Raw genomic sequence first — 15,407 nt, 5'->3', positions numbered from 1 at the left:
GGCTTTTACGCCTGCCTTAACCCCATCGGGCCACCCCACAGGCTCGCCCGAGATCGAGACGGATGCAGATTATGCACAGGCTAAAGCACGGCCTACTTCAGGCCGCCGGTTGGCTGTTTTACCTAAGTTTATTGATGGGCATCGCTATGGCGTTGCCTGTGTCCACGTTCGACTCCGAGTCGAAGGACTTCATCTTCCTGGTCGGTATCGTCGGTATCTGGCGCTACTCGATGGGTGCCACGCATTTTCTGCGCGGCATGCTGTTTCTGTACGTGGTCTACCCGCACCTGCGGCGCAAAGTGCGCAAGCTGGGCAAAGCGGCAGATCCGTCCCATGTGTTCCTGATGGTCACCAGCTTCCGTATCGACGCACTGACCACGGCGCAGGTCTACAGCTCGGTGATCCGCGAGGCCATCGACTGCGGCCTGCCGACCACCGTGGTGTGCTCCATCGTCGAAATGTCCGATGAGCTGCTGGTCAAGAGCCTCTGGAAACGCATGAACCCACCGGCGAGCGTCAAGCTCGACTTCGTGCGCATTCCCGGCACCGGCAAGCGCGATGGCCTGGCCTACGGTTTCCGCGCCATCTCCCGCCACCTGCCGGACGACCGTGCCGTGGTTGCAGTGATCGATGGCGACACCGTGCTGGCCGAAGGCGTCGTGCTCAAGACCGTGCCGTGGTTCCAGCTGTTCGGCAATGTCGGCGGCCTGACCACCAACGAGTTCTGCGAAGTGCGCGGCGGCTACATCATGAGCGAATGGCACAAACTGCGATTCGCCCAGCGCCACATCAACATGTGCTCCATGGCCCTGTCCAAGCGTGTATTGACCATGACCGGTCGGATGTCGGTGTTCCGCGCCACCGTGGTCACCAACCCGGACTTCATCGCCGATGTGGAAAGCGACTCGCTGCAACACTGGCGTCTGGGCCGCTTCAAGTTCCTGACCGGTGACGACAAGTCGAGCTGGTTCAGCCTGATGCGCCTGGGTTACGACACGTTCTACGTGCCCGACGCCGCGATCCATACCGTGGAACACCCGCCGGAAAAGAGCTTCATCAAGGCCAGTCGCAAACTGATGTTCCGTTGGTACGGCAACAACCTGCGGCAGAACTCCCGCGCCCTGGGCCTGGGGATGAAACGCCTCGGTCTGTTCACTTCGGTGGTGCTGTTCGATCAGCGCGTGTCGATGTGGACGTCCCTGCTGGGCCTGACCGTGGCGCTCATCGCCACCTTCAAGTACGGCACCGCGTTCATCCTGGTTTACCTGCTGTGGATCGGCATCACCCGCCTGATCCTGACCCTGTTGCTGTCCTGTTCCGGTCACCGGATCGGCCCGGCGTACCCGGCCATTCTCTATTACAACCAGATCGTCGGCGCGCTGGTGAAGATCTACGTGTTCTTCCGCCTCGACAAACAATCCTGGACTCGCCAGCCCACTTCTCTGACCCGTGATCTCGCCAGCTTTCAACGTTGGTTCAACACCTGGTCGTCTCGGACCATGACCTTCTCCGCCGGCAGCATCTTTGTCGCCGTGCTGCTGATGATGGTCTGACCGAACTCGCCTGAATTAACTAGGAAATCGCCCATATGAATACCGCCGTCAACAGCAACGTAGTGCACGAATCCGAAGCCCAGCGCCAACACGCCCGTGTGAAAATTCCGGCCAAGCTGCGTTTCTTCGGTCCTGACCGGACTCCGGTCGAAGCCCGGGTCATCGACCTTTCCGCGGGCGGCCTGGCGTTCAACGCCGGTCAGCTGCCGCTGAAGGTCGGCGATGTGCACAAGGCCCGCCTGCAATTTGTCATCGATAACCTTGGCCTGGCCATGGACGTGGAATTGCAGATCCGCTCCGCCGACCGCCAGACCGGTCGTGTTGGCTGCCAGTTCCAGAACCTGGAACCGCGAGACATTTCTACCCTGCGCCACCTGATCACCTCGCACCTGGCCGGCGACATCGTCAGCATCGGTGAAGTGCTGGCCACCCTGCAGCGCGACAACTTCACCAAGGCGCGCAAGATCAAGGACGGCGGCCACGGCATGACTCCGCTCGGCCGTCTGAAAGCGGTGACCTTCAGCGCCGGTATCTTCGTGGTCGGCCTGGTGGCGTTCGGTTTCATTTTCAAATCGGTGTACGGCATGTACTTCGTCAGCCACGCCCAGGCCGGTCTGGTCAGCGTGCAAGGCATGAACATCACCATGCCGCGCGACGGCACCGTGCAAAGCCTGATCAAGGCTGACGGCGTTGCCGCCAAAGGCGCACCGCTGGCGACCTTCAGCACCAGCATGCTCGACGTACTCAAGGGCCATCTGGACGAAAACCAACTGCAACCGTCCAAGGTTGAAGAGCTCTTCGGCAAGCAAATGACCGGCACCCTGACCTCCCCGTGCGACTGCACCGTGGCCCAGCAACTGGTGGCTAACGGTCAATACGCCAACAAAGGTGACGTGATCTTCCAACTGGTGCCACGCAATACCGAAGCCAACGTTGAAGCACGCTTCTCCTATCGCCAGTTCGGCGACGTACGCCCAGGCACCTCAGTCAGCTTCCAGATCGCCGGCGAAGACCAGACCCGTACCGGCAAGATCGTCAGCAGCACCAGCCTGAAAAGCGAAGACCTGTCATCCGACATCCGCGTACAGATCAAACCTGACGAGCCGCTGGACAGCACCTTCGCCGGCCGCCCGGTGGAAGTGAACAGCACCCGTGGTCCGAACCTGAACTGGCTGATCAACAAAGCCATGGCCGCCGGTCTTTAAATCGAGGACATGCCCGTGACCATTATAAAAATCCTGAAAACACCGCACTCCCTGTGGGAGCGGGCTTGCTCGCGAAGGGATCAACACGGTCTGCCTGATGCACCGCAGCGCCTGCTTCGCGAGCAAGTCACAATGCCGCACCACCGTTCCCACATGGGATCACTGTGTGCCGTTGCTTTGGCCGTAAGCCTGGCCGGTTGCGCCGGTCTGCCCGACCAGCGCCTGGCCAATGAAGCACTCAAGCGCGGCGACACCACCCTGGCGGCGCAGAACTATCAGCAACTGGCCGACCTGGGTTACAGCGAAGCCCAGGTTGGGCTGGCCGACATTCAGGTCGACAGCCGCGACCCGGCGCAGATCAAAAAGGCCGAGGCGACTTACCGCGCCGCAGCCAGCGTCTCGCCGCGGGCTCAGGCTCGCCTGGGTCGCCTGCTGGTGGCCAAACCCGGTGCCACCGAAGCCGAACACCACGAAGCCGAAACACTGTTGAAGAAAGCCGCGACCAATGGCGAAGGCAACACCCTGATCCCGTTGGCGATGCTGTACCTGCAATTCCCGCACAGTTTCCCCAACGTCAACGCACAACAGCAGATCAGCCAATGGCGCGCCGAAGGGAAACCGGAAGCAGGTCTGGCCCAGGTGCTGCTCTATCGCACCCAAGGCACTTACGACCAACACCTGAATGACGTGGAAAAAATCTGCAAAGCAGCGTTGAACACCACCGACATCTGCTACGTCGAACTGGCCACGGTCTATCAGAAACGCGGCCAACCCGACCAGCAGGCCGAGCTGATCAAGCAGATGCAGGCTGCTCACAGCCGTGGCGCCGTCTCGGCGCAACGGGTCGACAGCGTGGCCCGCGTGCTGGGCGATGCGAGCCTGGGCAAAACTGACGAAAAAACCGCTCAGTCGCTGCTCGAAGGCATCGCCCCTGGCTACCCGGCGTCCTGGGTCAGCCTGGCGCAATTGCTCTACGACTTCCCTGAACTGGGCGACGTCGACACGATGATGAAGTACCTGGACAACGGCCGCGCCGCCGACCAGCCGCGTGCCGAACTGTTGCTGGGCAAGCTCTACTACGAAGGCAAGATGGTGCCGGCCGACGCCAAGGTCGCCGAAGAGCACTTCCAGAAAGCCGTCGGCCGGGAAGTCGCCGCCGATTACTACCTCGGCCAGATTTACCGTCGCGGTTACCTGGGCAAGGTCTATCCGCAGAAAGCCCTGGATCACCTGCTGACCGCTGCGCGCAACGGCCAGAACAGCGCCGATTTCGCCATCGCCCAACTGTTCTCCCAAGGCAAGGGCACCCGGCCCGACCCGGTCAACGCTTACGTCTTCAGCCAATTGGCCAAGGCTCAAGACACCCCGCAAGCCACTGAGCTTGCGCAAACACTCGAAGCGCAACTGCCGCCTGATCGGCTGGCCGAGGCCCAACGCCTGCTCAAACAAGAACAGGCCATTCGTAGCACCGTGAGTCCGGACACGCTGGAACTGCACGCTTTGCAAGAAGAAGACGGCGAGGAATCCCTATGAAACTCAATCCATTCGTGCAGGCCGGTATTGGCCTGACATTCGCCCTGCTGTGGTCGTGCCCGACCCTGGCGGCCCTGACCGAAGACAAGAACTTCGGTCTCGAAGTCAAAGTTACCGGCCAGTCCGAAAACGACAGTGACCTGGGCACCGCCGGTGGCGGCGACGTTAACGGCGTCGGCCTCGACCTGCGCCCATGGGTCTATGGCGAAAGCGGCGCGTGGAGCGCCTACGCGATGGGTCAGGCCGTGACGTCCACCGACATCATCGAAACCGACACCCTGCAGCAGTCCGACAACAGCGGCACCCAGACCACCGACAGCGGCGATCGCAAGACCAAGAAAAACTACCTGGCGATGCGCGAGTTCTGGGTCGGTTACCAGGGCCTCACGCCTTACCCTGGCGAGATCCTCAAGTTCGGTCGCCAACGCCTGCGCAACGACGACGGCCAATGGCGCGACACCAACATCGAAGCCCTGAACTGGACCTTCGACACCACCCTGTTGCGCGCCAACGTCGGTATCGCCGAACGCTTCAGCGAATACCGTACCGACCTGAAAGAACTGGCGCCCAAAGACAAGGATCGCCTGCACGCCTACGCCGATGCGGCGTATCAGTGGACACCCGGTAACTGGGTCGGCATTCGCGGTCATCACACCCACGATAACGGCAAGCTCGACTATCCGGAGCCGGGCGTGGCCGGCGATACCCTGGACAAGAAACAGAACGGCGACATCAGCTGGCTCGGCCTCACCGCCGACAGCGATGCCTATAACTGGCGCAACACCAACTCCGTCAATTACTGGGGCAGCATCACCGGCATGAACGGCGACCGTGACACGGTCAACCCGTTGAATGCCGACGGCACTCGCCCGGCAGAAGCCAAGCGTGGTGAAGACCTGAACGGCTGGGCTACCGACCTGGGTGTGCGTCTGCGTCTCGATCCGCAGTGGCAAGTCGGTGCAGCCTATGCCCGCGCCAGCGCCGAGTACCAACAGAACGGCCTGGAAAGCAACCGCTCGAACTACACCGGTACTCGCTCGCGGGTTCACCGTTTCGGCGAAGCCTTCCGTGGCGAAATGAACAACATGCAGACCGCTACGCTGTTCGGCTCCTGGATGCTCAACGACGAATACGACGCCAGCCTGATCTACCACAAGTTCTGGCGTGTGGACGGCAACAAGCCGGTGGGCAGCAACGGCATCAACGCTGTTGAAAACAACACCGACGACGCGACCGGCGCGATCCTCTCCAGCACCTCCCTGCCGCTGGAAGATGGCAACAAGGACCTCGGTCAGGAAATGGACCTGGTGGTCACCAAGTACTTCAAGCAAGGCCTGTTGCCAGCGGCGTTGAGCCAGTCGATCGATGAGCCTTCGGCCCTGGTGCGGTTCCGTGGCGGTGTGTTCAAGCCCGGTGATGCCTATGGCAAAGAAGTCGACTCGTACATGCACCGTGCGTTTATCGACGTGATCTGGCGCTTCTGATGCAAACCGCGAAGGGAGTGCCCGACATGAACAGCGCCAAGAAAGGCTCGATCAGCCTGCTGGCCGGCGCGCTGCTGCTGGCCAGCGCAACCGCCTTCGCCACCGTCGAACCGGCCAAGTCTGTGCAGCAGCCTGAACAGCAGCGCAAATCGACGACCATAGCCAAGGGGCTGCAACAGGCCAAGACCTACACCGTCAGCAGCGCGCCAACTGCGCCGCTGGACCTGGCCAAGCCGAAACTGCCGGACACTTCTGGCTACACCGCCGAAGCCATTGCCGCGAAAATCGTGCGCACCAAGCCCGGCAAGATCAGCATACGCCGGATGATGCAGGAAGACGCCTTGAAGGACTTCATCGGCGGCGACAACAAGATGGCCGAGTGGGTGGTGCGTCAGCACGGCATCCCGCAGGCGATCTTCGTCGACGACGGCTACATGAACCTCAAGGACCTGACCAAGAAGCTGCCCAAGCAGTACCTCAGCGAAACGTCGCCAGGTGTGTTCCTGGCGAAGTTGCCGATCGTGGTGGGCAGACACGGCATTCTGGAAATCGACAAACAGACCCAGGAATTGCGCCTGTCCCAAGAGGCCGGCTCATTCCTGGTCAACGACGGTCAGCTGTTTGTGCGTGATACCAAGATCACCGGTTGGAGCGAGAAGGCCAACGGCCCGGCGGCCTTCTCGTCGCCCAAGGAATTCCGTCCGTTCCTGTTGTCCTGGGGCGGCACCGAGACCTACATCGCCAACAGCAAGATTGCCAGCTTCGGTTACGCCAACAGTAAGTCCTACGGCGTGAGTATTTCCCAATACACGCCGAACATGGCCAAGGTGCTCAAGCGCCCTGAACCGACCGGCTGGATCGTCGGCTCCGAGTTCTCGGACATGTGGTACGGCTTCTACTGCTACGAAACCCGCGACTTCGTGGTCAAGGGCAATACCTACAAAGACAACATCGTCTACGGCATCGACCCCCATGACCGTTCCCACGGTCTGATCATCGCCGACAACACGGTGTACGGTACGAAGAAGAAGCACGGGATCATTATTTCCCGTGAGGTCAACGACAGCTTCATCTTCAACAACCGCAGCTACGACAACCACCTGTCGGGCCTGGTGATCGACCGTAACAGTGTGAACAACCTGATCGCCTACAACGAGATCTACAAGAACCACACCGACGGCATCACCCTCTACGAGAGTGCCGACAACCTGCTGTGGGGCAACCAGGTGATCAGCAACCGGCGTCACGGCATCCGTATTCGTAACAGCGTGAACATTCGCCTGTACGAAAACGTCTCGATGGCCAACGGCCTGACCGGTGTCTACGGGCACATCAAAGACCTGACCAACACCGACCGGGACATCAAGCTCGACCCGTTCGATGCCGAAGTGTCGCTGATCGTGGTCGGCGGTGAACTGGCCGCCAACGGCAGCGGACCGCTGTCGATCGACTCGCCGCTGAGCGTGGAGTTGTATCGCGTGTCGATGCTCGCGCCGACCAAAACCAGCGGCATCAGCTTCTCGGGGATTTTGGGCGAGCGCCAGGATGAAATTCTCGACCTGCTGGTGCGCCAGCAGAAAGCCGTGCTGATCGACCCTGTCGAACGCCAGACCGAAATGCGGGACTGAGGATAATTTTATGCACCCACACTTGATCAAATTACTCAGCCTGTCGGCCCTGACTGCGGGCATTCTTGCGGCCAGCACTGGCGTGCGTGCCGAAGACGCCAAGGCGGCGCCGAGCTTCAGCGCCGAGCCGTGCTGCAGCCTGTGCCCGGCAGCCCACGACCCGAAGAACTACACCACCCGCTATCAGCAGAACTTCACCACGCTGGTGCAGGCCCAAGGCGACTGGCTGTTCCGTACGCAAGAAGACCTGCGTACCGAATTCGATACCACGCCTGCCGGCTACAAACGCATGAAGCAGCTGCACGATGCGTTCAAGAGCAAAGGCGTGGAACTGGTCATCGTTTACCAGCCGACCCGTGGCCTGGTGAACCGCAACAAGCTGAACCCGGAAGAAAAAGCCAAATACGATTTCGACAAGGCGCTGACCAACTACAAAACCATGCTCGGGCGTTTTGCGCAGATGGGCTACGTGGTCCCTGACCTGTCACCGCTGACCAACGAATCGCTGCCCGACACCCTGCCCGCCCACGATTTCTACTTCCGCGGTGACCAGCACTGGACCCCGTATGGCGCCCAGCGCACCGCGAAGATCGTCGCCGAGAAGGTCAAGCAAATGCCGGCCTTCGCCGACATTCCCAAACGTGAATTCGAGACCCATAAGTCGGGTCGCATGGGCAAGACCGGAACGTTGCACAACATGGCGGGTCAACTCTGTGGCACCAGCTACGCGATCCAGTACATGGATCAGTTCACCACCGAGCCCAAGGGCGAAGCGGCGGATGGCGATCTGTTCGGTGAATCCGGCAACCCGCAAATCACCCTGGTCGGCACCAGCCACAGCGGCAAGAACTACAACTTCGCCGGTTTCCTCGAAGAGGCCATCGGCGCCGACATCCTCAACGTGGCATTCCCCGGCGGTGGCCTGGAAGGTTCGATGCTGCAGTACCTGGGCAGCGAAGAGTTCCAGACCAAGCCACCGAAGATTCTCATCTGGGAGTTCTCGCCGCTTTATCGCCTCGACCAGGAAACCATCTACCGCCAGATGATGGCGCTGCTGGATAACGGTTGCGAAGGCAAGGATGCACAGATGAGCGGCAGCGCCGCACTGAAGCCGGGTAAAAACGAACTGATGGTCAACAGCAAGAACCTGGACCTGCGCAACAGCGACCACCAGGTCGATATCCGCTTCGCCGATACGTCGGTGAAAACCCTGCATGCCACCCTCTGGTACATGAATGGGCGTCATGAGGACATCAAGATCGAGAAGCCGGAAACCTCCGAGACCGACGGGCGTTTCGCTTTCGAGTTGCGCACGGACGAAGACTGGGCCTCGCAGAATCTGCTGGCCGTTGAAGTCCAGGGGCCTGAAACACCAGGCGCCGCGCCGCAGAAAGTCGAAGCGAAAATCTGCAAACGCAACGTGTTCTCCGGCACCGGGCAGCGTACTGCTCAAGCCGGGCAATGAGGCTACCTCTTATGAACTGCATGCAAACCCGAACTTTGAAACAGTTACTCGCGCCTTCCCTGCTGGCTCTGGCGATGTTCGCTGGCGCCACCCAGGCCGCCGCGCCACTGCACCCGCCCCAGGGTTACTTCGCGCCTGTGGATAAATTCAAGACCGGCGACAAGAGCGAAGGCTGCGATGCAATGCCGACGCCCTACACCGGCGCCCTGCAGTTTCGCAGCAAATACGAAGGCTCCGACAAGTCCCGTTCGACCCTGAACGAGGCATCGGAAAAAGCCTTCCGCGACACCACCGCCGACATCACCAAGATCGAGCGTGGCACCAGCAAGCGAGTGATGCAGTTCATGCGTGACGGTCGCCCGGAACAACTGGAATGCACCCTCGACTGGTTGACCGCCTGGGCCAAGGCCGATGCGTTGATGTCCAGGGACTTCAACCACACCGGCAAGTCCATGCGCAAATGGGCGCTGGGCAGCATGGCGTCGTCCTATATCCGCCTGAAATTCTCTGACTCGCATCCCCTGGCCACCCACCAGGAACAAGCGCAGGTGATTGAAGCCTGGTTCAGCAAAATGGCCGACCAGGTGGTCAGCGATTGGGACAACCTGCCGCTCGAACAGACCAACAACCACTCGTATTGGGCCGCCTGGTCGGTGATGGCGACGTCGGTCGCCACCAACCGCCGTGACCTGTTCGATTGGGCCGTGAAGGAATTCAAGGTCGGGGCCAATCAGATCGATGCCCAAGGCTTCCTGCCTAACGAACTCAAGCGCCAGCAACGCGCCCTCGCCTACCACAACTATGCCCTGCCGCCGCTGGCGATGATCGCCAGTTTCGCCCAGGCCAACGGTGTGGATTTGCGTCAGGAAAACAACGGCGCCTTGAAACGCCTGGGTGATCGCGTGCTGGCCGGCGTGAACGACCCGGATCAATTCGAGCAGAAAAACGGTAAAGGCCAGGACATGACCGATCTCAAGATCGACTCGAAATTCGCCTGGCTCGAACCGTTCTGCTCGCTCTACACCTGCGCGCCGAATGTGCTGGAACTCAAGCACAAGATGCAGCCGTTCAAGTCGTTCCGCCTCGGCGGGGATTTGACCAAGGTCTACGACCCGGCCAACGAGAAAGGCAACAAAGGTTCTTAGGACACACGCAATCCCCCTGTGGGAGCGGGCTTGCTCGCGAATGCGGTCTGACATTCACCCATGATGTCGACTGACACACCGCTTTCGCGAGCAAGCCCGCTCCCACAAGGATCAGTGTCAGGCATGAGTTTTTTTGTGTGATACCCCCCGGATTTTCGTGGGGGGTTTGGGGGGGCCTTGGCCCTTGACTGTTGGTTAAACATGGAGAGATCGGGATGGTATTTTCATCCAATGTGTTCCTGTTTCTGTTCTTGCCGATCTTTCTCGGCTTGTACTACTTGAGCGGGCAACGCTATCGCAACTTGCTGCTGCTGATCGCCAGCTACGTGTTCTACGCCTGGTGGCGTGTGGACTTCCTTGCGCTGTTCGCAGCCGTCACGCTGTGGAACTACTGGATCGGCCTGAAAGTCGGTGCCGCCGGGGTCAAGAGCAAACCAGCCCAGCGCTGGCTGCTGCTCGGCGTCGCGGTGGATCTGTGCATCCTCGGCTACTTCAAGTACGCCAACTTCGGCGTGGAGAGCATCAACGCGATGATGACCTCGGTCGGTCTGTCGCCGTTCATCCTGACCCACGTGCTGTTGCCGATCGGGATCTCGTTCTACATCTTCGAGTCCATCAGCTACATCATCGACGTCTACCGCGGCGATACCCCGGCCACCCGCAACCTGATCGACTTTGCCGCGTTCGTGGCGATCTTCCCGCACTTGATCGCGGGCCCCGTGTTGCGTTTCCGCGACCTGGCCGATCAGTTCAACAACCGCACCCACACCCTCGACAAGTTCTCCGAAGGTGCCACGCGGTTCATGCAGGGCTTCATCAAGAAAGTCTTCATCGCCGACACCCTGGCGGTAGTGGCCGACCATTGCTTCGCCTTGCAGAACCCGACCACGGGTGACGCCTGGCTTGGCGCCCTGGCCTACACCGCGCAGCTGTACTTCGACTTCTCCGGCTACAGCGACATGGCCATCGGCCTGGGCTTGATGATGGGTTTCCGCTTCATGGAAAACTTCAAACAGCCGTACATCAGCCAATCGATCACCGAGTTCTGGCGGCGCTGGCACATCAGCCTCTCCACCTGGCTGCGTGACTACCTGTACATCACCCTCGGCGGTAACCGCAAAGGCACGCTGATGACCTATCGCAACCTGTTCCTGACCATGCTGCTCGGCGGTCTGTGGCACGGTGCGAACATCACCTACATCGTCTGGGGCGCCTGGCACGGCATGTGGCTGGCGATCGAAAAAGCCATCGGCCTGAACACCTCGCCGCGCAGCTTCAACCCGATCCGCTGGGTCCTGACCTTCCTGCTGGTGGTGATGGGCTGGGTGATCTTCCGTGCCGAGAACCTGCACGTCGCCGGTCGCATGTACGGCGCGATGTTCAGCTTCGGCGAATGGTCGCTGTCGGAACTCAACCAGGCCAGCCTCACCGGTCTGCAAGTGGCAACCCTGGTGGTGGCTTACGTGACCCTGGCGTTCTTCGGCCTGCGTGATTTCTACACCAACCAGCCGCCGGTCAAAACCAAACCTGCGGTGAACACCGAGACCGATGGCCCGGCTGCGGCGACACCCGGAACGATCAAAGCCGTACCGGGCGATAACCCGGCCAGCATCCACCAACCGGGTTACACCGTCGGCGTTGAAGCGACTGTGCAACCGGCCTACTGGACCGCCGACTGGTCCCGTTACGTGATGCGTGCCCTGGTACTGCTGCTGTTCATCGCCTCGATTCTCAAACTCTCGGCGCAAAGCTTCTCGCCGTTCCTTTACTTCCAGTTCTGAGGGATCTGACCATGACCCGCTCATTACGCATCTTCTACATCGCCCTGTTCCTGGTGACCTTGCTGGTCCTGGGCCTGTGGTCGGTACGCAGCTTCTTCGGCTTCAGTACCAACGCCGATGCCACTGTGCTCAACGGTCGCTGGACCAAAGCCGTCGAGACGCATTACGACGACGAGTTCCCGATCAAACGCCTGGGCACCAACCTTTGGGCCGCGCTGGATTTCAAACTGTTCAACGAAGGTCGTCCGGGTGTGGTGCTCGGTCGCGATCAGTGGCTCTACAGCGATGAAGAGTTCCACCCGATCGTCAACGAAGAGTTGAACCTGCAAGGCAACTACGCGCTGGTCGAAGGCGTGCGCCAGGAACTGAAAAAGCAAGGCGTGCAACTGGTGATGGCGATCGTGCCGGCCAAGACGCGTCTGTACCCGGAACACCTGGGTGAAGTGAAGCCGGCGAGTATCCACACCAATCTGTACAAGGACTTCCACGCTCGTGTGGCGGCCGACAAGATCCTCGCCCCTGACCTGCTCGGCCCGCTGCAACAAGCCAAGCACGACGGTCAGCAAGTGTTCCTGCGCACCGACACCCACTGGACCCCGGAAGGTGCACAAGTCGCTGCCCAGACCCTGGCCAAAACCATCGCCGACAAGGCACCGCTCAGCGGCGAACCGCAAAACTTCGTCACCGAACCTGCCGAGAAGGTGACGCACAAGGGTGACCTGCGGTTGTTCCTGCCGCTGGACCCACTGTTCGAAAACCTGATGCCAGCGCCAGAACCTTTGCAGAAGCGCAACACCGTAGCGGTCCAGGACCAGGCTGCCGGTGATGACGCGTTGTTCGCCAACGCTGAAGTGCCGGTAGCCCTGGTCGGCACCAGCTACAGCGCCAACCCGAACTGGAACTTCGTCGGCGCGCTGAAAGAAGCGCTGCACAGCGATGTGGTCAGTTACGCCGAAGACGGCCACGGCCCGATTCTGCCGATGCTCAGCTACCTGAAAAGTGATGCCTTCAAGAACAGCCCGCCACAAGTGCTGATCTGGGAGTTCCCTGAACGATATCTGCCTGTGAACAACGAAATCGGTGACGCCGACCCGCAGTGGGTCGCAGAGCTTAAACAAGCCGGCGCTCGCCAACAAAACGTAGCTGTAAACACCAAATCCGAGACGCCCGACCGGGCGCAAAACTGAAAGAGAGGTACACCCATGACTTTCACTACTACTCCTCGCCGTCTCGCCAAGACCTTTGCTCTCGTCGCCGGCATGAGCGTGCTCTCGATGCAGGCCTTCGCCGGTGGCGACGCCGCCCTCTACGGCCCGACCGCACCGAAAGGCTCCACCTTCGTGCGGGTCTACAACGCCGGTAACGCTGAAGTCAGCGCCACCGTTGGCACCACCAACCTGAACGAAGTCGCGCCGCTGTCCAGCACTGATTTCAGCTTCATGCCGGGCGGCGACTACAGCGCCAAGATCGGCAGCCAGACCCTGCCAGTGAAATTGGCCGGCGATCACTATTACACTCTGGTCAACAACGCCAGCGGCGCGCCGCAACTGATCGAAGAGCCGCCGTTCAAGAACAAGCAGAAATCCCTGGTGCGCGTGCAGAACCTCAGCGACAAGGCCCTGACCCTGAAAACCGCCGACGGCAAGACCGATGTGGTGCCGAACGTGGCCGCCAAGGGCCGTGGCGAGCGTGAAATCAACCCGGTGAAAGTCAGCCTGGCGCTGTACGAAGGCGACAAGAAAGTCGGCGACGTGAAACCGGTTGCCCTGGAACGCGGTGAAGCGGCGGTGCTGTACGTTACCGGCAACGGCAGCAGCCTGTCGCCAGTCTGGGTCAAGCGCCCAGTGTCGACGCGCTGATTAATTCATCAGGACGGTGATCACCCTGTAGCAGCTGGCGAAGCCTGCGTCCGACTGCGAAGCAGTCGCAATCCAAGCAACTCGGTCTTTCTGAATGACCGCATTGACGGGATTCACGACGACTACGTCGCCGAACGCAGCCTCGCAGGCTCGGCAGCTGCTACAGAATCGGTGAGCCGATCTGATTACGGAACAAAAACAAGAGTGAAACGACAGAACGTTCGTAGCTCTAACCAATCGATTTTAAAGGAGTAACAACATGATTCCGGTGATCTTGTCAGGTGGTAGTGGCTCACGTCTTTGGCCGCTTTCCCGTAAGCAGTTCCCCAAGCAATTCCTCGCCCTGACCGGCGAACACACGCTGTTCCAGCAAACCCTCGAGCGCCTGGTGTTCGAAGGCATGGACACCCCGATCGTGGTCTGCAACAAGGAACACCGTTTCATCGTCAACGAGCAACTGAGCGCCCGCAACCTGGACGTGCAGCGCGTGCTGATGGAACCCTTCGGCCGCAACACCTCGCCAGCAGTGGCCCTGACCGCGATGATGCTGGTCAATGAAGGTCGCGACGAGTTGATGCTGGTGCTGCCGGCCGACCACGTCCTGGAAGACCAGAAAGCCCTGCAACGCGCCCTGGCCCTGGCTACCGTGGCAGCCGAGCGTGGCGAGATGGTGCTGTTCGGCGTACCGGCGACCAAACCGGAAACCGGTTATGGCTACATCAAATCCACCAACGATGCTTTGCTGCCGGAAGGCGTCAGCCGTGTCTCGCATTTCGTCGAAAAACCCGACGTGAAGCGCGCCACCGAGTTCGTCCAGTCTGGCGGTTATTTCTGGAACAGCGGCATGTTCCTGTTCCGCGCCAGCCGCTTCCTCGAAGAGCTGAAAAAACATGATCCGGACATCTACGACACTTGCGTACTGACGCTGGAACGTAGCGCGCAGGATGCCGACACCGTCGATATCGACCCTGCCACCTTCGCCTGCTGCCCGGACAATTCCATCGACTATTCGGTGATGGAGAAGACCCAGCGCGCCTGCGTCGTGCCTCTGACCGCTGGCTGGAGCGATGTCGGTTGCTGGTCGTCGCTTTGGGAAGTCAATAAAAAAGACGCCAACGGCAACGTCACCAAAGGTGATGTGGTCATCCAGGACAGCAAAAACTGCATGATCCACGGCAACGGCAAACTGGTGTCGGTGATCGGCCTGGAAAACATCGTGGTGGTCGAGACCAAGGACGCCATGATGATCGTCCACAAGGACAAGGTCCAAGGCGTGAAACAAATGGTCAACACCCTTAACGAACAGGGCCGCAGCGAAACCCAGACCCACTGCGAAGTCTATCGTCCGTGGGGCTCCTACGACTCAGTGGACATGGGCGGTCGTTTCCAGGTCAAGCGCATCTCGGTCAAACCGGGTGCGTGCCTGTCGCTGCAGATGCACCATCACCGCGCCGAACACTGGATCGTGGTCAGCGGTACCGCTGAAGTGACCTGCGACGAAAACGTGTTCCTGCTCACTGAAAACCAGTCGACCTACATCCCGATCGCCTCGGTTCACCGTCTGCGCAACCCAGGCAAGATTCCACTCGAGATCATCGAAGTGCAATCAGGCAGCTACCTGGGCGAAGACGATATCGAACGCTTCGAAGATATCTACGGTCGCTCCACCCCGATCGAGCGCGGCGTGTCGGTGAAAACCATCGCGCAGTAAGCGTTCAGTAAAACAAGAAGCCCCCGTCCAGCCAGCTGCGTTC

The 15,407-nt window shown here is 60.3% G+C and carries 11 protein-coding genes; all 11 read left to right on the top strand.

The window, feature by feature from the left end; all coding sequences use genetic code 11:
• Positions 1-71 precede the first annotated feature (71 nt).
• Complete coding sequence (alg8, locus tag AC30D7_RS09950) at positions 72-1,553, top strand: mannuronan synthase (RefSeq protein ID WP_490133922.1); 1,482 nt, start codon at positions 72-74, stop codon at positions 1,551-1,553.
• Positions 1,554-1,588: 35 nt separating this feature from the next.
• Entirely contained in the window at positions 1,589-2,758 is a 1,170-nt protein-coding gene (locus AC30D7_RS09945) for a PilZ domain-containing protein (RefSeq protein ID WP_490133921.1), read from the top strand.
• Positions 2,759-2,773: 15 nt separating this feature from the next.
• Positions 2,774-4,291: an alginate biosynthesis TPR repeat lipoprotein AlgK gene (gene algK / locus AC30D7_RS09940; RefSeq protein WP_490133920.1), complete on the top strand. Its 1,518-nt coding sequence runs from the start codon at positions 2,774-2,776 to the stop codon at positions 4,289-4,291.
• On the top strand, positions 4,288-5,775 hold the full coding sequence (locus tag AC30D7_RS09935; protein ID WP_490133919.1) for an alginate export family protein: 1,488 nt from the start codon (positions 4,288-4,290) through the stop codon (positions 5,773-5,775). The genes algK and AC30D7_RS09935 overlap by 4 nt, the downstream gene beginning before the upstream one ends.
• Before the next feature lie 26 nt (positions 5,776-5,801).
• Complete coding sequence (gene algG / locus AC30D7_RS09930) at positions 5,802-7,403, top strand: mannuronan 5-epimerase AlgG (RefSeq protein WP_490133918.1); 1,602 nt, start codon at positions 5,802-5,804, stop codon at positions 7,401-7,403.
• Between the two features lie 10 nt (positions 7,404-7,413).
• Entirely contained in the window at positions 7,414-8,868 is a 1,455-nt protein-coding gene (locus AC30D7_RS09925) for an alginate O-acetyltransferase (protein ID WP_019581111.1), read from the top strand.
• Between the two features lie 11 nt (positions 8,869-8,879).
• Positions 8,880-10,013 (top strand): mannuronate-specific alginate lyase, encoded by a 1,134-nt coding sequence (locus tag AC30D7_RS09920; RefSeq protein ID WP_490133917.1) that lies wholly within the window; start codon positions 8,880-8,882, stop codon positions 10,011-10,013.
• A gap of 215 nt (positions 10,014-10,228) precedes the next feature.
• A complete protein-coding gene (locus AC30D7_RS09915) occupies positions 10,229-11,794 on the top strand; it encodes an MBOAT family O-acyltransferase (protein ID WP_490133916.1) in 1,566 nt (521 codons plus the stop codon).
• A gap of 11 nt (positions 11,795-11,805) precedes the next feature.
• Positions 11,806-12,981: an alginate O-acetyltransferase gene (locus tag AC30D7_RS09910; RefSeq protein ID WP_490133915.1), complete on the top strand. Its 1,176-nt coding sequence runs from the start codon at positions 11,806-11,808 to the stop codon at positions 12,979-12,981.
• Positions 12,982-12,996: 15 nt separating this feature from the next.
• Positions 12,997-13,653: an alginate O-acetyltransferase AlgF gene (locus AC30D7_RS09905; RefSeq protein WP_096479570.1), complete on the top strand. Its 657-nt coding sequence runs from the start codon at positions 12,997-12,999 to the stop codon at positions 13,651-13,653.
• Between the two features lie 259 nt (positions 13,654-13,912).
• Complete coding sequence (locus AC30D7_RS09900; RefSeq protein ID WP_490133914.1) at positions 13,913-15,364, top strand: mannose-1-phosphate guanylyltransferase/mannose-6-phosphate isomerase; 1,452 nt, start codon at positions 13,913-13,915, stop codon at positions 15,362-15,364.
• Positions 15,365-15,407 lie beyond the last annotated feature (43 nt).

The organism is Pseudomonas sp. DF5, assembly GCF_058148225.1.
This window is presented reverse-complemented; position numbering and strand designations above follow the sequence as displayed.

Excerpts from the sequence above, each read along its gene's own strand:
- AC30D7_RS09910 (WP_490133915.1), top strand. The coding sequence starts at position 11,806 with ATGACCCGCTCATTACGCATCTTCTACATCGCCCTGTTCCTGGTGACC.
- AC30D7_RS09900 (WP_490133914.1), top strand. The coding sequence starts at position 13,913 with ATGATTCCGGTGATCTTGTCAGGTGGTAGTGGCTCACGTCTTTGGCCG.
- AC30D7_RS09935 (WP_490133919.1), top strand. The coding sequence starts at position 4,288 with ATGAAACTCAATCCATTCGTGCAGGCCGGTATTGGCCTGACATTCGCC.
- AC30D7_RS09925 (WP_019581111.1), top strand. The coding sequence starts at position 7,414 with ATGCACCCACACTTGATCAAATTACTCAGCCTGTCGGCCCTGACTGCG.
- algG (WP_490133918.1), top strand. The coding sequence starts at position 5,802 with ATGAACAGCGCCAAGAAAGGCTCGATCAGCCTGCTGGCCGGCGCGCTG.
- AC30D7_RS09905 (WP_096479570.1), top strand. The coding sequence starts at position 12,997 with ATGACTTTCACTACTACTCCTCGCCGTCTCGCCAAGACCTTTGCTCTC.
- AC30D7_RS09920 (WP_490133917.1), top strand. The coding sequence starts at position 8,880 with ATGAACTGCATGCAAACCCGAACTTTGAAACAGTTACTCGCGCCTTCC.
- AC30D7_RS09915 (WP_490133916.1), top strand. The coding sequence starts at position 10,229 with ATGGTATTTTCATCCAATGTGTTCCTGTTTCTGTTCTTGCCGATCTTT.
- alg8 (WP_490133922.1), top strand. The coding sequence starts at position 72 with ATGCACAGGCTAAAGCACGGCCTACTTCAGGCCGCCGGTTGGCTGTTT.
- AC30D7_RS09945 (WP_490133921.1), top strand. The coding sequence starts at position 1,589 with ATGAATACCGCCGTCAACAGCAACGTAGTGCACGAATCCGAAGCCCAG.